Origin of the sequence: Methanobacterium bryantii, from assembly GCF_002287175.1 — an archaeon.
GTDB classification, from domain to species: Archaea; Methanobacteriota; Methanobacteria; order Methanobacteriales; family Methanobacteriaceae; genus Methanobacterium_D; species Methanobacterium_D bryantii.
The window spans coordinates 210,452-231,260 of the sequence record NZ_LMVM01000023.1 but is presented as its reverse complement, the minus strand read 5'-3'; the positions used below and the strand labels follow the sequence as shown (position 1 = coordinate 231,260).

16 protein-coding genes are annotated in these 20,809 nt (G+C 33.4%); 8 read left to right on the top strand and 8 right to left on the bottom strand.

The annotated features are described in order from the left end of the window. Positions 1 to 35: 35 nt before the first annotated feature. Positions 36 to 812 carry a serine protein kinase RIO gene (locus ASJ80_RS09680; RefSeq protein WP_069585258.1) on the bottom strand — a complete coding sequence of 259 codons (777 nt, stop codon included), beginning with the start codon at positions 810 to 812 and terminating at the stop codon, positions 36 to 38. Positions 813 to 903: 91 nt separating this feature from the next. After that, entirely contained in the window at positions 904 to 1,215 is a 312-nt protein-coding gene (gene eif1A, locus ASJ80_RS09675; protein WP_069585257.1) for a translation initiation factor eIF-1A, read from the bottom strand. A gap of 807 nt (positions 1,216 to 2,022) precedes the next feature. On the opposite strand from eif1A, the gene ASJ80_RS09670 reads away from it, so the two are divergent. Then, positions 2,023 to 3,237 carry a molybdenum cofactor synthesis domain-containing protein gene (locus ASJ80_RS09670; protein ID WP_069585256.1) on the top strand — a complete coding sequence of 405 codons (1,215 nt, stop codon included), beginning with the start codon at positions 2,023 to 2,025 and terminating at the stop codon, positions 3,235 to 3,237. 754 nt (positions 3,238 to 3,991) lie between these two features. Here the strand turns inward: ASJ80_RS09670 and ASJ80_RS09665 are convergent. From ASJ80_RS09665 to ASJ80_RS09640, 6 genes are all read right to left on the bottom strand, one after another. Beyond that, positions 3,992 to 4,771 (bottom strand): helix-turn-helix transcriptional regulator, encoded by a 780-nt coding sequence (locus tag ASJ80_RS09665; RefSeq protein ID WP_069585640.1) that lies wholly within the window; start codon positions 4,769 to 4,771, stop codon positions 3,992 to 3,994. A 225-nt stretch (positions 4,772 to 4,996) separates the two neighbouring features. Next, a complete protein-coding gene (locus ASJ80_RS09660; protein WP_069585639.1) occupies positions 4,997 to 5,473 on the bottom strand; it encodes a flavodoxin family protein in 477 nt (158 codons plus the stop codon). 236 nt (positions 5,474 to 5,709) lie between these two features. Beyond that, positions 5,710 to 6,456 carry a hypothetical protein gene (locus ASJ80_RS09655; protein WP_069585638.1) on the bottom strand — a complete coding sequence of 249 codons (747 nt, stop codon included), beginning with the start codon at positions 6,454 to 6,456 and terminating at the stop codon, positions 5,710 to 5,712. 222 nt (positions 6,457 to 6,678) lie between these two features. After that, on the bottom strand, positions 6,679 to 7,455 hold the full coding sequence (gene cobK / locus ASJ80_RS09650) for a precorrin-6A reductase (RefSeq protein WP_069585637.1): 777 nt from the start codon (positions 7,453 to 7,455) through the stop codon (positions 6,679 to 6,681). Beyond that, entirely contained in the window at positions 7,452 to 9,986 is a 2,535-nt protein-coding gene (locus tag ASJ80_RS09645) for a calcium-transporting P-type ATPase, PMR1-type (protein ID WP_069585636.1), read from the bottom strand. Before ASJ80_RS09645 ends, cobK begins: the two co-directional genes overlap by 4 nt. Positions 9,987 to 10,348: 362 nt before the next feature. Next, the gene (locus ASJ80_RS09640; RefSeq protein WP_069585635.1) at positions 10,349 to 10,735 is read right to left on the bottom strand and encodes a UPF0146 family protein; all 387 of its coding nucleotides are present in this window, start codon (positions 10,733 to 10,735) and stop codon (positions 10,349 to 10,351) included. A 19-nt stretch (positions 10,736 to 10,754) separates the two neighbouring features. Here ASJ80_RS09640 and rimI point away from each other — a divergent pair, with 19 nt between their 5' ends. The 7 genes from rimI (at position 10,755) to ASJ80_RS09600 (ending at position 20,733) form a co-directional block, all read left to right on the top strand. Continuing rightward, entirely contained in the window at positions 10,755 to 11,195 is a 441-nt protein-coding gene (rimI, locus tag ASJ80_RS09635; protein ID WP_048080348.1) for a ribosomal protein S18-alanine N-acetyltransferase, read from the top strand. Between the two features lie 654 nt (positions 11,196 to 11,849). Continuing rightward, the gene (carA, locus tag ASJ80_RS09625; protein WP_069585633.1) at positions 11,850 to 12,932 is read left to right on the top strand and encodes a glutamine-hydrolyzing carbamoyl-phosphate synthase small subunit; all 1,083 of its coding nucleotides are present in this window, start codon (positions 11,850 to 11,852) and stop codon (positions 12,930 to 12,932) included. A gap of 129 nt (positions 12,933 to 13,061) precedes the next feature. Further along, the gene (carB, locus tag ASJ80_RS09620; RefSeq protein ID WP_069585632.1) at positions 13,062 to 16,241 is read left to right on the top strand and encodes a carbamoyl-phosphate synthase large subunit; all 3,180 of its coding nucleotides are present in this window, start codon (positions 13,062 to 13,064) and stop codon (positions 16,239 to 16,241) included. A 379-nt stretch (positions 16,242 to 16,620) separates the two neighbouring features. Beyond that, positions 16,621 to 17,544, top strand: a complete 924-nt coding sequence (locus ASJ80_RS09615) for a hypothetical protein (RefSeq protein ID WP_141705219.1) — start codon at positions 16,621 to 16,623, stop codon at positions 17,542 to 17,544. Positions 17,545 to 17,791: 247 nt separating this feature from the next. Next, positions 17,792 to 18,844: a CARDB domain-containing protein gene (locus tag ASJ80_RS09610; RefSeq protein ID WP_245837553.1), complete on the top strand. Its 1,053-nt coding sequence runs from the start codon at positions 17,792 to 17,794 to the stop codon at positions 18,842 to 18,844. Between the two features lie 369 nt (positions 18,845 to 19,213). Next, positions 19,214 to 20,014, top strand: a complete 801-nt coding sequence (locus tag ASJ80_RS09605) for an ABC transporter ATP-binding protein (protein ID WP_176720335.1) — start codon at positions 19,214 to 19,216, stop codon at positions 20,012 to 20,014. Further along, positions 20,011 to 20,733 (top strand): hypothetical protein, encoded by a 723-nt coding sequence (locus ASJ80_RS09600; protein WP_069585629.1) that lies wholly within the window; start codon positions 20,011 to 20,013, stop codon positions 20,731 to 20,733. Before ASJ80_RS09605 ends, ASJ80_RS09600 begins: the two co-directional genes overlap by 4 nt. Positions 20,734 to 20,809: the final 76 nt, after the last annotated feature.

Sequence of the window (20,809 nt, the reverse complement as noted above, 5' to 3'; positions counted from 1 at the left end):
TTCAACCTTAAATTATAAATTTTAGTCGCGCGTATTTATGATTTTAAATCTATAATTTCGCTTCTAATTTCTTTTGCAGATATTTTAACGCCTAATTTCTTAAAATCTTTAGTAATATTTTCTATATCTCTATTTAAAAGCTCTTCAGCAATTGGATGATCCTTGGTCATTCCTTGAGATATATCAATAATTACGGGTTCATTATCTTGAATTAAAATGTTGTAACTTGAAAGATCTCCATGTACAAGCCCTGCTTTTGTGTATAAAAGTTTCATATTATTGATTACTTTATTTAGCAGTTCTTCAGGGTTTTTAATATCGGAATGTCTCATTGGGAGCGCTGCATCTCCTTCTTCATCTCCAATATACTCCATTACGAGTATGTTGTTTTTAGCTACAATTGGTTTTGGTACTTTAACTCCAGCTTCATCAGCCCTTTGAAGATTTCTAAATTCTTTATTAACCCACGCATTTATAAGCTGGCGTTTATTTGTAGTTCTTATGCGGAATCGGGGATCTCCCTGGATGTATGTCTGCATTTTTTTAAAATCAGATGTGGTAACTCTGTAAATTTTAACAGCTACAAAATTATCATTTTTATCTATACCTGTAAAGACATTGGCTTCTTTTCCAGTGCTTATTGCTCCATTTAACCTGTGAATATACCCATCATTTGCGAGTTTGTAAAGTGTTTTAAGGGTTATTGTGTCAAATACTTCGCTTCCAACGCGCTTATCCTCAACGCTCTTAAGTCTTTTTTCAGATAACATTTTCTGTAAAATGTCATCTGCTTTTGATATTTTAGAATCCATTTGGCCCCACAAATACTTTTTAGCTGTTTACTATAAAATTAAAATGAAGCATTAAATGATCGCTAAATTATGAATTAAAATGTATTAGAGATTATAAGTTAAGATAACCCCTACGTTCAAGCCAGTTTGCTTCTGTTCTTGTATATCTCCATATGACGTCTGCTTTTTCGTCACTTTGGAAGTCCCATGGTTTAACAAGAACTACATCTCCTTCCCTTATCCATATCCTCTTTTTCATTTTTCCAGGTATTCTGGAAAGCCTTATTTTTCCATCAGCACATCTGACTTTTAATTTTCCGTGACCTAATATCTGTTCAACAACACCTGGTATTTCTCCTTTTCTTGGAGACCTTACTCTTCTAACCTGTTGTGTATCATGTCCACGTCCTCTGCCTCTATTCAAATACTCTCCTCCTTAGTTGAAATATTTTCTAATTTTTATAATACATAATAAATAAGATGAACAATGTATAAATACTAATTATATTGTTTAATTACCTTTTTGATTAACCTGGCAATCATGGCTTTACGAGTCTAAAAACCTCAGATTTTTAAATAGTCATGTTTTATACAATCAATAGTGAAATTGAATGTTTATCAGGTATTTTTTGATAAATTAAGCAATCTTATTAGTAAAATAATCATCTATTTCCTGCTATAAGTTATATGTGTATTATAGTATATAAAATGGTCTATTAAAATTATTGAAATGAAAACTATTTTCATATCAAATTTTGATCGTTTTTTATAGAAAATCTAAATAATTGATTAATGCATTGTATAAAATGAATACCATATACATCTAAACAATAATTTTTATCATTATTTTATTTAAATTGAAGTGGCAACTGATAAATATTAAAATTAATTAAATTTAGGATCAAGTAATATATTTTAAATCAGAATATGTTCTTTGATTTAACAAAGTGGTTAAATGAAACTCCATTAAAAATAATTAATTCTGAAAATGTCGTATTTAGTTTAAATGAGAAATATTTATTAAAATTATAAGTTGAAACCCTTAATATAATGTTTTTTTAAATATTTTTAATTAGATATAATCAGGAAAATGATTTAAATGGAATATGGATTTAAAGATATTGAACTCAGAAAATTTTTATGGGATATATGTTAAATTAATATCATTAATAAAATATCTTTAAATTTTTAAAGAGAGTATATCAACAGATTTAACTTGAAAGTGATTCACATGGGAACAGAGTTTTTAAAAATAATTGATTCGGAAGACGTAAAGGGCATCATAGAAAATATAGAGATTAAAAGGGAAATTGAAACAGTACACCTAACGGATGCATATCTGAGAGTGCTGGCAGAAAATGTGCACGCTACAATTGATCTTCCGCCGTTTAACCGGGTATCACGAGATGGATATGCAGTTAAAGCAGAGGATACATTTGGGGCTTCTGAAGATAAACCTGTAACTTTAAAATTAATCGATGCTATTGGGGCTGGAGATAAACCAGAGAAAAAAGTTGAAAAAGGGACCTGTATTGAGGTAGGTACGGGGGCTCCAGTTCCCGAGGGTGCAGATGCTGTGATAATGGTAGAATTTACAGAAAAAGTAGATGGACATGTACATATACATAAAAGCGCAGCTATTAAACAATGGATAGCATCTAAGGGTTCTGATGTATCTGAAGGAGATTTTCTTTTAGCTTCAGGCACCCTACTTACTCATGATAAAATTGGAGTTTTAGGCGCTATAGGGATGGGGGAAGTGCCTGTTTTTAAGAAACCTAAAGTTGCAGTGATATCAACCGGAAATGAAATAATAAGCTATGATGAAACGCTGGAATATGGGAAGATATATGATATAAACTCTCAAACTATTGCAAATGCAGTGAAGTCCTGTGGATGTACTCCCGTATATTCTGGAGTTGCAAAAGATGATTATGATGATATCAGAACTCATATAGAACAGCATTTAGATGCAGATGTAATAATAACTTCGGGTGGGACTTCAGCAGGTGCTGGGGATGTACTTAAATTGGTTTTGGATGATATTGGTGAAGTTTTTGTTCATGGGATCGCTGTAAAGCCGGGTAAACCTACAATAGTTGGTAAAATTAATAATAAACCGGTTTTTGGACTTCCTGGTTATCCTGCAGCAGCTTTAACTATCTTCCATGTTCTTGTAGCTCCATTCCTGCGAAAAATGGCTTCTGTAAGTCGTCGAAAATCAGATGTTTTAAGACTTAAATTATCCAGAAGATACCATTCATCAAGGGGAAGACATCAATATGTTCTTGTTAAAATAGAAAATGAGATGGCAAGTCCTATACTAAAAGATTCTGGTGCAATAACAGCTATTGCAGAGGCTGATGGATACTTTGAAATTAATAAAAATGTGGAACTGGTTCCAGAAGGAGTTGAAGTTGAAGTTATCCTTTTAGAAAGTAGATAATAGATTTATAGTAAATAACCAAATGTTGAATTATTAATTTATAAAAAAAATTGTTTAAGTGTTTTAAAACTTGTTAATATAAACTTAATAAGTTATGTTTACAGAAACGAAGCTGGAGAAAAATGTTTACAAAATCTATGATTTTGTAACAGCAAACACAAAGTGTTTGCATGCCATGCATTTTTCTATGTTTGCGAATTTTCAATTCGCAACCGTAAAAATCGCAGATTTTTACATGCCGGAGGAAATTTATTTCCTCGGCCGCAAAAACAAAGGTTTTTGCAGGCGTCAAAAATCTTCGATTTTTGACAGCTTGCAAAATTTCTAATTTTGCAGCCCGAAAAATCCGCGATTTTTCGACGGCTAACAAACAATACATGTTTGCATGCCCCAAAAAATCATTGATTTTTAGAAAATACGCAGTATTTTCTAACCTTTGGAAATCTTTGATTTCCAATGTTTGCAAATTGAAAATTTGCAACCGTAAAAAATCGGAGATTTTTTACATGCTCAAACGCTTTGCGTTTGAATGTCCCAAAAAATTCTATGAATTTTTTGAGGTTGAAGAAAATCTCCTTGAGATTTTCTGAACACTCGAAAATTTTTATATAAATTTTCGGTGTTTGTGAAGCAAGCTTCACAACCGTAAAAACCGAATGTTTTTACATGCCCCGAAATTCTATGAATTTCGAGGGCCCAAAAATCTAGATTTTTGAGGATTTTGGGGGAATTTTCACATGTTATTCACTATAAATTAAATATTCAATTCTTCAGCTTGGCTAAGATAGTGATTAAATAATTTATTTCCCCATTCAATTGATTCTTCAGTTTCACTCACTAAATAACTGATAGAATCCTCTTCTTGAGGTAAATTCAACAGCATGAAGTTGTCTGCAACGATTAAAATTAATTTTAAATTATCTTTTATTTCCCATAGTTTAATATTTTCAGTTATGGATATGTTTCGGAACTTTAATTCTTCAATGATATCATTTGAGGTATTATTAGCTAAAATAATGTGTACATTTTCTTTTTTATTTACTACTTCAAGTTCATCATAAATAATTAAAGGGGAAATAATGCCTTTTATGACTTTAGAATGCAAAAGAAGTTCTTTAAATAGGAATTGCTCAGAATTGGGGGAGGTTATAACTTTAAAATTGTTTAAATGGTCAATTTTCTCCATCAATTTTTCTGGAATTTCGTTTATGTTGTGCTTCAACCAGAAATTTTCATTTTCTTTAATTAAAGAGAATGAATTTACCATATCTATAATGACTGTTGCCGCCATTTCACCGGTCTGTGATAATGAGTAACTTTGAAATTCGCGGGTTATAAGATTTTTAGTTTCTAACTGGCTCATGCTGTGTAAAATAGAAGAGGATCTCATATGAACTTCATCCTTTAGATCACCCAGCTTTTTTGGCCCTTCTTTTAAGCTTATGATTATTTTCGCCCGAATATCTGAGGATGTGATAAATTTTAAATCATCCTTTATTTCTTCATAGAGTTCAAAAATATCTTCTGGGGCCATTTATACACCTAATTGTAATTATGTTTGTATTAATTTGGTTTGTATGTTTCTAATTGTTTTTACTCATTTAAAATAGTTTGTAATGTACGAAATTGTGTTGAATTTTAAAAACAGTTTATATTTAAACAAAAATACATAAATATTTTAAAATAAGTATTAATTTTATAAAATTGCTAATTAAAAATAGGGCATGGGAATGGAACTACCGGTTACTTTTGAAATGGATTAAATATTAAGATCTATTTTATTTATTTCATTTGCAATATCTGCTTCAGTTTTATTACCGCTTTTTATTACTGCAATTGTCTTAATTACATTACCTCCTTCTGCTTCAACTTCTTTGCTCATTGAGTTGAGTGCATCTTTGTAGTTGTTTCCCCCAAGAGTTATAAATAGAATAATATCTTTTCCTCTAATTTCCATGTTTTTTATAATGGTATTTATTGCAGGAGCTGGTTTTCCAGCCCATACTGGTGTTCCAAGACAGATGGTATCATAGTCTGCAATATTTATAGTATTTGGTTCGATAGGTGTTGTTTTCATGCCTCGTGCATCAAGGGCAGCTTTTATATAACCTATAAATCCTTTTCTACCTTTAATATCTTTAACTTCAATTATTTCAGAGGATAGTTTATCTGCAATGACTTTTGCAGTTGCAGCAGTCTTTCCAGTTCTTGAATAATACAGAACTATTGATTTCAAGTTTACAACTCCATTTATGTTTTAATTCCAACATATTTTTATATAACTAATATAATTATGTCTTTTTTGTAATAAATAAATTATTTTATTATAAAGGCAAAGTTTATATCTTAAAAACATTTTTAGAGCTTTAAAACCATATAATATATTTATTTGATATAAAATATGGATAATGGGCACTTTATATGTATAAAGGGGGATGTTTATTTATAAAAAAAATAAAAAAATGAAATGGTTTAAGAAGCAAGATACTCCTTTGTTGTCTGCACTGATTTAACTGCGATATTTGAATTATTTTTTATCACGAACTCGCTTAGTCCTACATGGGAATTTGGGTTACCCCAATCGTATGTATATCCTAACCGTGTCCATGGATACTCTTTAGGAAAATATGAAAATATTATATTTTCATCGAACCATTTCTCATATGCCGGATTGACCGAGCTTGGGAAGTCCAGTTGTGCAGTTGTATCATTTATTTCATTATCGGGCGTTGGTCTAAAAAGGTCTTTTGGATTTACCCAAACCTCTACAAAGTAATCATCCTTTGAATCTGGAGGTAAACCTAAAAGCTGTGCCACTCTTAACTGGAGGTACTGCTCGGAAATTGAATGGGATTTAAAGAAGTTTTTTATCTCAGGAACAACTGTAACCCATGTTTCACCCCAGTATGTAGTTATATTTCCTCCGACAGGATAGCTGGATTTATGTGTTGTCCATAAAACAACTAAAACTCTTTTATCACTGCTATTTCCTTGCCAGGTTAAATTGGAATTATCTTCAGTAATGGGGGTGAGATTTGTGCTGATTTCGTTATCATCTGCGCTCATAGCGTCATCGATGGCATTTGTATAAGTCTGGTTGAGATCATCGGTCACTGTGAGAGTATCCGTAAAATAGGAGGTGCCTCCATTAATTGCAAGGCCAATAAGTAGGCCTATTGTAAAAATAGATGCAAGTAAAACATAATCCTGATTATCCATAAAAACACCTCATCGTTGAGTTGATCTTATTTGAACGTATGCTATATATATCAACTATCTTTTGGTATGGTTATGGTTAGCATATTGTATTTCCAATATTGTAATTAGTCCTAAAGTGAAGCGACTAGTGTTAAAAACAGTTAAATTGGAAATATGGATAGAAATAATTTAAAAAATAAAGTTAAAATTATCTGGATGTTTTTAAAGAATTTAAATAATGATTTATGTAATTTTTAACATAAAATCAACTATTTCATTTAGATCTGTAAAAATATCGTTATTTTCAAGTTCTGCAACTTCTGGGCGGGTAACCAATATTACGTCAAGCCCAAGTTCAACAGCAGCACTTATTTTTGATAGAGTTCCACCTGTTTCTCCACTTTCTTTTGTTATGATGAGAGATATGTTATATTCCTCAAACAATATTTTATTGAATTTTTTTGAGAATACGCCCTGCATTGCGATTATATTTCCCTGTTTTATTCCCAGGTCAATGCATTTCTGGATGGAATCGACTGAGGGAAGTACCCTTGCAAATAATCGTGAAGAATCAATTTTTTTGATTATGGGGTTCAATGTTGAAACCCCTGCAAGGTGCAAAACTCTGTCTTTAGTTAGTTCTGCTGCTTTTAATGCGGCTTCTTCAAATGAAGACGTTTCATGAATCAGATCATTCTCTTTTAAATCTTCTAATGGCCTTTCAAACCTTAAATATTTGATTCCAGTTATCTTTGAAGATTTTATAGCATTATGGGTTGCAATTGCAGCAAATGGGTGGGTAGCATCTATTAAAATGTTTATATCATTTGTTTTAATTACTTCAACCAGTTCTTCCAGGGTAAGCCCTTTAGAAATTATTTCATCTGCACCTGCTGCTTTTGCAATGTCTGCACCATAATGTGTGGTGGTTGTGGCAAGTATATTGAACTTTTTTGTACTGCTTAACTTTTTTATGATATTTGCAGCATCTTTTGTACCTGCCATTACCATTACATTCATTTCATAAACCTCTCAACTAGCCAGTCGCTTACAAAAATCAAGCTGGCGACTATTATAATTGCAATCCAGTCAATTATTGACAGTGCAGTTGTTCTAAATACGCCCTGTAGGAATGGAACATATATAACGGCTAGCTGCAGTAAGAACGACAGCCCAATTGCCACAATCAGGAATTTGTTTGAGAAGTTTGAGAACTTCTCTGCTCTGCAGTTAAACACGTTAAATATCTGGAACATAACAAACACAGTAAATGCTATTGTTGTAGCTTTTAAAGTACCTGCTCCATTTACAAGCTCTAAATAGTAGAGTACCAGTGTTCCTACAGTCATTACAACTCCTGCAATGGCTATTTTAAGCAAATTCTTCCTGGGTATTATTTCTTCTTTTAGTGGAGCGCGTTCCATAACATTCTTTTCAGGAGGCTCAACTCCAAGGGATTGTGCTGGTGGGCCGTCCATAATTATGTTTATCCATAGAACCTGGATCGGGTTAAATGGTACGGGAAGGCTCAGGATCGATGCAGAAGTAATGGTGAGTATGGCTCCTATGTTGGTTGAAAGCTGGAACCTGACAAATCTTCTGATGTTATCAAATATTATACGTCCTTCTTTAACAGCTTTAACAATAGTAGCAAAGTTATCGTCCTGTAAAAGCATATCTGCCGACTCTTTAGCGACATCGGTACCGCTTCCCATGGCAACTCCAATGGCTGCCTTTTTAAGAGCAGGGGCATCGTTTACACCGTCTCCAGTCATGGATGTGATGTTGCCTTTTTCTTTAAGGGCTTCTACAATTCTAACTTTTTGCTCGGGGAAAACTCTTGCATAAACCTGGATATCATCAACCATCTCTTTAAATTCAGCTTCATTGATTTTATCAAGTTCGGAACCTGTGAGGACTTTGCCATCTGTAAGAATTCCAATTTCTTTTCCTATGGCTGCAGCAGTATCTTCATGGTCTCCTGTTATCATCACGACTCTGATCCCTGCTTTCATACAGGTTGCAACTGCTTCTTTAGCTTCTTGTCTTGGTGGGTCCATCATTCCAACTAAACCAACGAAAACAAGGTTTTCTTCTAATTTATCTTTATCAACACTATTCAGATCTTGTTCTGCAGGTGTTAGTTTTTTGTATGCAAGAGCCAGAACACGAAGGGCTTTACCTGTCATGTCCTTTAAGTCATTTAATATGATCTCTTTATCTTGTTTAGCGAGTTTTTGAGGTCGTGCATCTTTTTCAATCCACATACATTTGTCCAAAACGATTTCGGGAGCTCCTTTAACCAGGACATAATTAGTTCCATTGAAATCATTCACAGTAGTCATCCGTTTTCTAACGCTGTCAAGCGGGATTTCAAGCAGTCTTGGATGTATTTTTTCAAGTTCAGACCTAGTATACCCATTTTCTTCAGCATAAGCTAATATGGCCCCATCAGTAGGGTCACCTATGAGTTTGCCTTCATTTAAAACCGCATTGTTACACAATGCAGAAATCTCAAAGGCTTTCTCAGGAGCAGTTATGCGGGTTTCCCTTACAGTCATCTTATTTTTGGTAAGTGTACCTGTTTTATCGGTACATATAACATTACATGACCCTAAAGTCTCAACTGCGAGGAGTTTTCTAACAATGGCATTGCTTTTTGCCATTCTTTGCATTCCAAGGGCGAGTGTAAGTGTTAAAATTGCAGGAAGGCCCTCTGGAACCGCTGCAACCGCTAAAGAAATAGCTGTTAAAAATGTATCAATTATTGGGAGTCCCTGCAGGTACTGTAAAACAAATACCACTGAACAGACAACCAGTGCGAGAATTCCTAAGTTCCTTCCGAGGCGGCCTATTTTTTGATGTAGGGGAGTATCCTCTTCTTCTTCCTGTATTAATTCTGCTATTTTCCCTATAGAAGTGCCCATACCTACTGCTACTACAACACCTTTTCCTCTACCTAAGGATACAGCAGTATCCATAAAAACCAGATTATCTGTTTCTTCGTCCCCATCAACAATTTCGGAGTGTTTTTTAGCTGGAAGTGATTCTCCAGTAAGCGCTGATTCGTCTACCCTTAAATCAAAACTTTTTATTAGTCTTAAATCTGCAGGAATATTGTCTCCTTCTTCTATAACAACAATATCTCCGGGTGTTAAATTTTGGGCAAGTATTTTCTGTTTTTTACCATCCCTGATAACAACTGCTTCATTGGAGATGAGGCCTTTAAGCTTTTCCATAGCTTTTTCTGCCCGGTATTCCTGTATAAATCCAACAACAGCATTTATTACAACAACAATCAGGATAACAACCGCATCAATTGTATCTCCAACATAATATGCCGCTATGGCGGCAAATATGAGTATCACTATAAGTATTTCTTTAAACTGCCCTAAAAAAAGACGTATTGGGCCAGGTTTCTCCTTTTCGACTAGTTCATTCAGTCCAAATTTAAGGTTACGTTTTTTAGCTTCTTCCTCTGCTAAACCTTTATTTGCATCTGAGTTGAGAGTCTTCAACGTTTCATCTACACTTAACTTTTGCCATTTCATTGTAACACATCTTTTAATGTAAAATGATATATTAACATAAATTTATTTTTGATAGTTTGTAAAAAATAGTTTTAAGACATTTAAGGTTATAATTATGGTTCAAATTTTATATTTTTTATAACCGTTCTTCAATCTTTATAGTAATTAACCTAATATATAATTAATTAAATTCTCCCATCTGATCAAGAATTATGTTATAATACTATAACTAGAAATAATTTTCGAATAGCATTATGCTGTTTAGAAAATCCATTTTAAAAATCATTTTCAATTTTTAAAGCTTAATATTATGTTTTTATGGTATATTATGTTGAAAAATAAATAATAATTTAATTTTAGCAGAATTACGTCTTTAAGGGCTATTATTTATAAGATGCCTTGTAAAAAGTTGCCCTTTTATAATTTATAAGCTTCATTTTGCTGGAATTTACCGAGTCTGTGGAAAATGGTTTTATGATAAGGTCGGCACCAGTTTTTTCTGCAACAACAATAAGATGGGGCATCAATTCTGGTTGGGGCCGTATAGAATAAATAAGAGATGATCCACCATATATTTTTAAGTCCGGATTACAAATATTATCTTTGATTATTTTCCCATGAGAAGGTTTAATATCTGTCATGACAATAGATGAACTGAGGTTTTCTTCCAGGATCGAGGCAACTTTATGGAACTTTCCAGCACCTACTTCCACTATCTTCTCTGCGTTACTATAATTGTTAATGATATACTGAGCAAAATCTTTCCACATTTCTACCACGGAGATATTCATGATAATAAGAGAATTTAAACGTCCAGATATTAAAAGAGTCCTTGAAATTGAAATGGAATCATTTAAGGATCCTTATCCGGCAAGTATTATTATAGATATTTATAATTTAGGGGCAGGATTTTTAGTTGCCCAACAAGATAATATTGTTGTGGGATATATTATATTTTGGATCAGATATGAAGATGAAGGTCATATAATTTCAATTGCGGTAGATAAAAATTACAGAAGGAAAGGTGTAGGTGCGGAACTTGTAAGCTATGCTGTAGATATCTTCAAAAAATGTAATGTAAGAGAAATTAAACTAGAAGTTAGAGTTGGAAATAGGGGAGCAAGAAAATTCTACACTAAATTAGGTTTTAAAGAAAGTAAAATCTGTGAAGGTTATTATGAGGACGGTGAAGATGCTGTAATCATGAAAAAAGCCGTGCAAAATTCTTAGAATTTTGCGGTCATGCGAAAACTTTGTTTTCGCGGTTGAAAATCTTAAAAAATTTTCGATTTTCAAACATCAAAAACCTTTGGTTTTTGAAAGCCGTCCAAAAAAATCCCTCAAAAATCCTCAAAAACCCATAGGTTTTTGGGAGTTAGAAAAAGCAATCAAAATCTTTGATTTTGATGCAGTAAACACTCCGTGTTTGCATGCTTTGCTTTTTCTAAAATTCCCTGAATTTTTGGGCATGTGAAAATCTATCGAAAATCTCTAATTTTCGAAAGCTGTCAAAATTTCTGATTTTGACGCCACAAAAATCAAAGATTTTTGCTGACTTTGATTTTTTACGGTTGAGGAACGCACTTCCTCAAACATCAAAAATTTTAAATTTGCGAATGTTGTCAAATCGTAGATGACGCAACAAATACTTCCTATTTGTATGCTATGTTTCCTACGGCAGCAAATACAAGTGTTTGCAAGCTGTCAATATCTTTGATTTTTGAAGGCTGCCGAATAATTTTTCAATATCTAATTCTCGAAAACTACATAAAACTATAATAGTAAAAGATCAAATGTGATAAAGATAACTACTAAATTAAAGTTCAATTTTTTAATTAAATTAATTTAAGCTATTAAACTAACTCGCGATTATATGGTGATTAAATGGTAAGGGAAGCAAAATTAGCTTTGGAAGATGGAACAATATTTAAAGGAGAAAGTTTTGGTTTTGAAACTACAAAAACTGGGGAAGTAGTTTTTGCTACAGGAATGACAGGATATGTAGAATCACTTACAGATCCCTCATATAAAGGTCAAATATTAATGAATACTTATCCTCTTCAGGGAAATTATGGAATATCTGACGAATGGTTCCAATCAAATGGAATAAAGGCAGAAGGGTTCATAGTGAGGGATGAAAGCAAGCATCCATCACACAGCCACTCCCAAAAAAGCCTTTCAGAATTTTTAAGCGACTATAAAATTCCAGGAATAAGTGGAGTTGACACAAGAGCACTTACAATAAAGATCAGAGAACACGGAACCATGAAAGGAGCACTTACAACTGAAGACATATCTGATGAGGAACTGCTGGATATTGCAAAGCATCAACCAGATATAGAAGAAATAGACCTTGTAGATCAGGTTTGTGTGGACAAGCCTGTAATTTATGGGGGAGATTTCAAAAGGAGGGTAGCTATTGTTGACTGCGGAATAAAAAATAACAGTATAAATGCATTACTCAAAAGAGAAACTGGTGTAGTTGTTTTACCGTATAAAACTAATTATAAAGACGTTCTTGATCACGACCCTGATGGAATACTTATATCAAGCGGCCCTGGAGACCCCACAAGGGTAAAGGAGGCTATAGAAAATGTAAGGAAATTATCTGAAAGACTTCCTGTTTTTGGAATATGTCTTGGACAGCAGGTAATAGGGCTTGCATTTGGGGCCAAGATATACAAGATGAAGTTTGGCCATAGGGGAATAAATCAGCCAATAATGGATCTGAGGACTGATAAAGTTTCTATAACTTCTCAAAATCATGGATTTACTATTGATCCAGAATCAATTGAAAAAACTCCTCTTAAAATGACTCAGGTTAATTTGAACGATGGTACACCTGAAGGAATTGAACATGAGGAACTTCCAGTTTCAAGTGTACAGTACCATCCAGAAGCAGGTCCTGGACCTCACGATACAGATTATACATTTGATAGGTTCCTTAAGATAATAAAGGAATATTAATAAAATCAGCATTGGGAGTACTTAAAGAGAAAAGACTGCCAGATTGAAAAATATTTAATAAAGATAAAAACATAGTTCAATGGATTTAAACTCACAAAAATAATAAGTTACAAAATAACGGGGATAAAGATGCCGAAGGATCATGACATAAAAAAAGTTCTTATCATTGGATCAGGGCCAATTCAAATAGGTCAAGCAGCCGAATTTGATTACTCTGGTTCTCAAGCGTGTGAATCCCTCCGGGCAGAGGGAATTGAAACTGTACTTGTAAATAGTAATCCTGCAACAATTCAAACGGATGTAGATATGGCAGATAGAGTGTATGTCGAGCCATTAACTCCAGAAATCGTTGCAAAAATCATAGAAAAAGAAAAACCAGATGCAATTTTACCAACAATGGGGGGACAGACGGGTTTAAATGTCGCAACTGGACTTGAGGAAATAGGTGCTCTTAAAGGTGTTAAGGTAATAGGTTCATCAGTAGAAACTATACGAAATGTAGAAGATCGTGAACTTTTCGATGAATTTATGAAGAGGCTCAATGAACCGGTACCAAAAGCCCACGCTGTAGACACACTGGAAGGTGCATTAAAAGCAGTTGAAGAGATTGGATACCCTGTTATTGTCCGGCCTGCATTTACTCTTGGAGGTACTGGTGGGGGAGTGGCCCATAATGAAGAAGAATTAATGGAGGTTGCATCCCGTGGGCTTGACATGAGTTATATTGGTCAGGTACTTATTGATCAATCTGTAATGGGCTGGAAAGAGTTTGAATATGAGGTTATGCGTGATAAAAATGACACGTGCATAATTGTGTGTAACATGGAGAATATTGACCAAATGGGAATACACACTGGAGAGAGTATCGTTGTTGCTCCTTCTCAGACTTTAAGTGATGATGATAACCAGAGACTTAGAAATGCTTCTATTAAAATAATAAGGGCATTAAAAATTCAGGGAGGATGTAACATACAGTTTGCAGTGCATCCTGTAACTGGTGAATATAAAGTAATTGAAGTGAATCCACGGGTAAGTAGAAGCAGTGCATTAGCTTCCAAGGCAACCGGATATCCAATAGCTAAAATATCTTCTAAAATCGCCATTGGAATGACCCTTGATGAAATCAGAAACGATATTACTAAAGAAACACCTGCTTCTTTTGAACCTTCTATTGATTATGTTGTTGCTAAAATACCCAGATGGCCCTTTGATAAATTCAAAGGTATAAACAGGCAGATTGGAATCCAGATGAAGTCTACTGGGGAAGTTATGGCAATAGGGCGAACAATTGAAGAGTCTCTCCATAAAGCCATAAGATCTCTTGATATTGGGCGATATGGATTTGACGATGTGGAATTCAATGAGGAATTACTTGAAAATGCTACTGATAAGCGGATATTTCAGGTGTATACGGCTCTTAAATCCGGCGTAAGCATTGAAGAGATAAAGAAGATCACTAAAATTGACGGATTTTTCCTTTATAAAATATTAAATATCATTAATTTTGAAAAAGAATTAAACAAAGACACTATTTCTGATCCATTTTTACTGAAAAAAGCAAAAAGAATGGGTTTTTCAGATAAAAAACTTTCTCAAATTACAGGAATGCCTGAAAAACAGGTAAGGGCTTTAAGGGAAGAGAATGGAATCATTCCAACCTATAAGATGGTTGACACATGTGCTGCTGAATTTGAGGCAAAAACTCCTTATTACTATGGCACATATGAACAGTTTGATGAAGTGGAAGTTTCTGATAATAAAAAAGTTATTATACTCGGTGCCGGACCTATACGGATTGGGCAAGGTATAGAATTTGATTATTGTTGTGTACATGGTGCAATGGCACTTAAAGAAGAAGGAATAGAAACTATAGTTATAAATAACAATCCTGAAACTGTTAGTACTGATTATGATATCTCCAATAAGCTTTATTTTGAACCATTGACTCTGGAAGATGTCATGAACATAGTCAATAAAGAAAAGCCATATGGTGTGGTTGTACAGTTTGGTGGTCAAACATCAATAAATTTAGCTGTGCCTCTTGCAGAGGAAGGAGTAAAGATATTAGGTACTCCTCATGAGAGTATAGACCGTGTAGAGGACCGTGAACAATTTACAAAAGTTTTAGATCGCCTTGGAATTCCTCAGGCAGATTTTGGTATTGCTCATTCCTTTGAAGATGCTAAAACTGCTGCAGAGAGAATAGGATTCCCTGTACTGGTCCGTCCGTCATATGTACTGGGTGGGCGAGCTATGGAAATAGTTTACGATAACACAGAACTTGAAGAATACATGAAAGAAGCTGTAAAAATTTCGCCAGAACATCCTATCCTTGTGGATAAATTCCTTGAAGATGCTATTGAAGTGGATGTGGATGCCCTGTGTGACGGCGAAGATGTATTCATCGGTGGAATAATGGAACACATAGAAGAGGCAGGAGTACACTCAGGAGATTCAGCATGTGTTATACCACCACAGACTATTCCTGCTGAAGTTATAGAAACCATTAAAGATTACACAAGGAAACTCGCACTTGAACTGGATGTAGTTGGGCTTATGAATATCCAGTATGCAGTAAAAGATGATGGAAACCCTAAAGTTTACATTTTAGAGGCAAATCCACGTGCAAGCCGAACTGTTCCATTTGTCAGTAAAGCTGTTGGAGTGCCAATTGCAAAAGTAGCGGCTAAACTAATGATGGGCACCAAATTAAAAGATTTGGGCCTTGTAGATATGGTTAAAATTGACCATGTGGCTGTTAAAGAGTCAGTATTTCCATTTATCAAACTTCCAGAATCCGATGCAATACTCGGCCCTGAGATGAAGTCAACCGGGGAAAGCATGGGAATTGATGAGAACTTCGGTGTTTCTTACTATAAATCTCAGCTTTCAGCGGGTATGGAGCTTCCAACTGAAGGTAAATTATTTATAAGTGTAAAAGATGCCGATAAAACTAAAATCCTTGATATAGTTCAAAAAGCAGAAGAGCTAGGATTTGATCTTGTAGCAACAAGGGGAACTGCAAAAGCAGTCGAAGACCATGTAAAAATTGGAAGAATTAAAAAAATCAGTCAAGGTTCTCCAAATATAAAAGAAGCAATGGTAAATGATGAAATAGATCTTATAATAAATACGCCTTCAGGTAAACAGTCTGCAGATGACGGCTATTTCATAAGGAGAATGGCAATTGAACTTGGAATACCCTATGTTACAACACTTGCAGGAGCTCGTGCAGCACTTACTGCAATTGAAAAGGTTAAAGGCGATGAAATTGGAGTAAAATCATTGAATGATTACCATAAATCATAGGCCTTAAAAATCCTTATTTTTAATTTTTGAACTTAGTATCCCAATTACAAAATTAATCCAATTAATTAACTTAACTATCTTTTTAAGCATTCTAACTAATTTTATTAAACGTTCATGTCTGATAAGTGCATGAATATAATTCATCTTAAATTGTAATTTTGATTGATATGCAAATTATCTTAAAACATGTAGTTCACCTACTATGAAAAATAATATAATATTTGCACAACTTTTGAGACATGGGCCTTATTAAATAAATATTTTATAGTATTACAATGAAATAAATTATATGCAACTTCATTTTACCAGTCATGTACCACCTCTGGAAAAATGTGGTGAATGGTATAAAATTAAATTTTTTTATATTGGAGACATAAAATTGCATGGAGTTTCAAAAAATTTATTGAAAGTGGCTTTAGCTACAGTGATATGTATTTTTGTTTTTTTACCTGCTGCTGAGGCGCATATTCTTGTTGTATCTGATGCAAATAATTATGATGAAGCTTCACAAATTGTCAAAGCTTTAAAAAGTAAAGGATACTATGTTTTATGGCTTTATGGTAAGAATGCAACCACTAAAAACATTATAAAAGGAATGTACAAAGCGGATGCTGTGATCTATGAAGGACACGGCGGCTATGAATCTGGAAATTATGATCAAAATGGCGGAACTGCAAGCCCTCCATTTGCGCTTATTGGATCTGACGGTTTTGTATGGGGTGTGGGGAATCAAATGAGCACTGGATTAGGACATAAAACATTTAAAGCGCCATTTAAAAAGAACATTCCTGTAATATTGCTGCATGCATGTTTTTCTGATGGGTGGGTTGAAAATAAGGAGGTTGCAAACCCTACTGCAACTGTTTACAACTTTGCAAGGATGTTTACTGGTGCAGGGGCAAATTATTATGCTACCGGCTGGAACGGGGCAGAAATAATCTATGATTTTTTAGGTGGGGCAACAAGCTTTGCTGATGCCAACAATAAGAACTTTGAAAAGATAACAAAAAGTACAAGTTACAACGGCACCCTGGTGTGGCGGAATGACCATGGAATAGCTGCTTTTGTTGGCAACTGGAAGGGTAAATTCCCAACTGCTGCTCAAACTACTCCTTACAATGATGCTGTAGCTGAAAAATGGTATGATAATAATGTAGCAGGAAATGTATTTGGCGGCATTCCAAATTTGGATCTTGTAACTTCGAATGTTTATAAATCATGGAACTATTTGTGTATAACTCTTAAAAATGATTTAAATTATTTTTTTAAACTTGTTAAAAGTGCAATAGATAATTATTATTAAATATGGTAGTATGTGCTCTTTAAATTGGGTAAAACTTTATTTTACCTACTTTTTTTATAATCACTTTAAAAATATTTTAAATAAATCTTAAATAATTATTTTATAGTATTATTATTTATATATATTTTTTATTTAACGCTAGTTTTATTAACATGTGCCTTAAATCACTTAAATACACAATAAAAATGATATTGATGTGATTTTTTAACAGTTTATTACCTGTCTTATTTCTTTGTGGGGTATAAAGGTGTATAAATCTAAAAAGAAATTATTGAAATTAACTTTAGCGGCATTTCTGGTGGGGGTTTTTACTTTTTTACCTGCTGCTGAAGCCCATATTCTTATCATATCTGATTCTAATAATTACAATGAAGCTTCAACACTTGTTAAAACTCTAAAAAGTAAGGGATACAAGGTTGTGGCACTTTATAAAGAAAATGCAACTACTAAAAACATTATAAAAGGAATGTACAAAGCGGATGCTGTGATCTATGAAGGACATGGAGGTTATCAGTCTGGTAATTATGATGGAAATGGAGGAACAGCAAAAGCCCCTTTCGCTCTTGTTGGATCTAATGGATTTATTTGGGGTATAAATGGTCAAATGCGTGAAGGATGGAATGGAAAACTGTTTACAGCACCATTTAAGAAAAATATTCCCGTAATTTTGTTGCATACTTGTTTTTCAACGGGTTGGGTTAATGGAAAAGAAGTTGCAAATCCCACAGAAACGGTTTACAACTTTGCAAAGATGTTCAATAGTGCAGGGGCAAATTATTATGCCACTGGCTGGAGTGGGGCAGAGATAGTTTATGATTTTTTAAGGGGAGCAACAAGTTTCTCGGATGCTAACGGTAAAAATTATGAAAAGATAACCAAGTATACGACTTACAGCGGTGTTCGGGTGTGGCGGAATGATGATGGAATGTGTGCTTTTGTAGGTAACTGGAGCGGCAAATTTCCGACCGCTGCTCAAACTACTGCTTACGATAATGCTGCTGCTGAAAAATGGTATAATACTGCAGTAAACCCGAAACCTGACCTTGTAATAACAAAAGCTTATAAATCTGGAAATTATTTGTACGTAACTGTTAAAAACCAGGGAACTGCTTCTTCAGGGGTTTGTTACACAAGGGCATGGTACGGTACTTATTATAAAAATATCTACACATATGGGCTTAAATCTGGAGCATACAAAACTTACAAGGTTTACTTTAAATACAAGCATGGTACAGTTAAAACAGATTATAATAAGAAGGTTTCTGAGATAAATGAGAATAATAATGGAAAGTCATTTTAACTTTCCTTTTTAACTCCATATTTTTTCTATTTTTTAATTTTATAACTCAATTTTTATACTTAAACTAAAAAGATAATAAAGTAATTCTAAATTACGTTTTATAGATGCAATAAAAGGTCTTATTCACATAGAAACTGTACTTTCTTATTTTTAAATAATATTATCCCTGTTTCTTTGCATTGTAACATTAATAAGTAATAGATCATAATTTAATGCATATATAACCATTAATTTTAATTTTGTACTATTCTACTTTATGAATCAATGCTTTTAATCAAAACATATTTATTTTATTAGTTCATATGTTAAGTAAGTACATAATAACAATTGGGTGAGTATAAAAATAAAAATTCCTAAGGAATGTTTGGAATGAGTATTATAGAAATAAAAGAGTTGCAAAAATACTATGGTAATTTTCAGGCTTTGAAGGGGATTACTCTAAATGTCGAAAAAGGTCAAATTTTAGGATATTTGGGTCCAAATGGAGCTGGAAAAACAACAACAATCAAACTAATTTTAGGTTTGATCAAAGCAAATAGTGGACTAATAAAAGTATTGGGAAGTGATCCTTACTCTAACAACAAAATAAACCTGCAAAATAGAACTAAAATAGGCTTTATGCTTGAATTTAATGGTTTATTTCAAGATCTAACTGGGTTGGAAAATTTAGTTTATTGGGGTGGTTTGTATAATATTGATAAAAAAATAGCTTATAGTCGTGCCAAGGATCTACTAGAACTAGTTGAATTAGATAAATGGGGGGATGAAAGAGTATTTAAGTACTCCTACGGTATGACAAAAAGACTAGCTTTGGTAAGAGCATTAATTCCAGAACCAGAGCTATTGATATTAGATGAACCAACTTTGGGGATTGATCCAGAATCAAGGCATATTATAAGGAATATAATTAAAAATTTTGCAAGCGAAGGTAAATCTGTCCTATTTTCATCTCACGATTTAGAAGAAGTTCGGAAAATAAGCTCTCATGTAATTATAATTAAGGAAGGAAAATTAATTTACAGTGATACTTTAGATAACCTTTTAAAATCTCATGATGAATCTATTGAAGAAATATATCTAAAATTAGTGAAGGAGTCAAATGGATACTCAATTGAAAATAATTATTCTAAACAAAACGAGAATAGTAAAATTAGTGAGGTAGTCAAATGAATACCCAATTAAAAACGATTATTCTAAAAGAAGCGAGCATAGCCTGGAGAAATAGTAAATATATTACACTTGTATTATTTACTCTTGGAATGGTTTTGATGATGGGCTATGTATACTCTACACAAAATTATGGAAATGAAATGGTAAATTTTTTGTCTATAAAACTTTGTTACATAATAATTCCTTCAATAGCAGTGTGGATGACAGGCGTTACGTTATCTCAAAGTATGTTTTACGATGAAAAAATTTTAGGAATATTTGGATCTATATTAGCAGCGCCAATTTCTATTACCAAACTATGGGTAGGAAAAATTTGTGCGCTAACTTTACTAACATATCCTCTGGTTTTCTTAGGTGTAGGTGTATTAAGTATCTTTTTTTGGTTTAAAGGTATTAGTGTATATTTATCTTTAGGAGATTGGATCTTGATATTATGTATAATTCCCCTATTTTCTTTGATATATATCATGCTTTCATCATGGTTATTGCTGAGATTCTCTCAAGATAACATGATAACCGTATTGTTACTAGCGGGTCTAGGCAGTGTTGCAGCTGTATCTAGTGCCACTAAACCTATCTCAGATGTTACAAATGTTGTACATGCCGGTTCTATCTTGTCTTATTACAGTATGACACTAATACTAGAGATGTGCTTCATTATTCTGATTCTGTTACTAATAAATAGATTAGACAAAGAAAGGCTTCTAAACTTAAGGTAATATAAATAAAGTTGAAAACCAGCGAATATATGAACAATTTCACTGTCAGGACATAGTTAATTAAACTTACAGTATT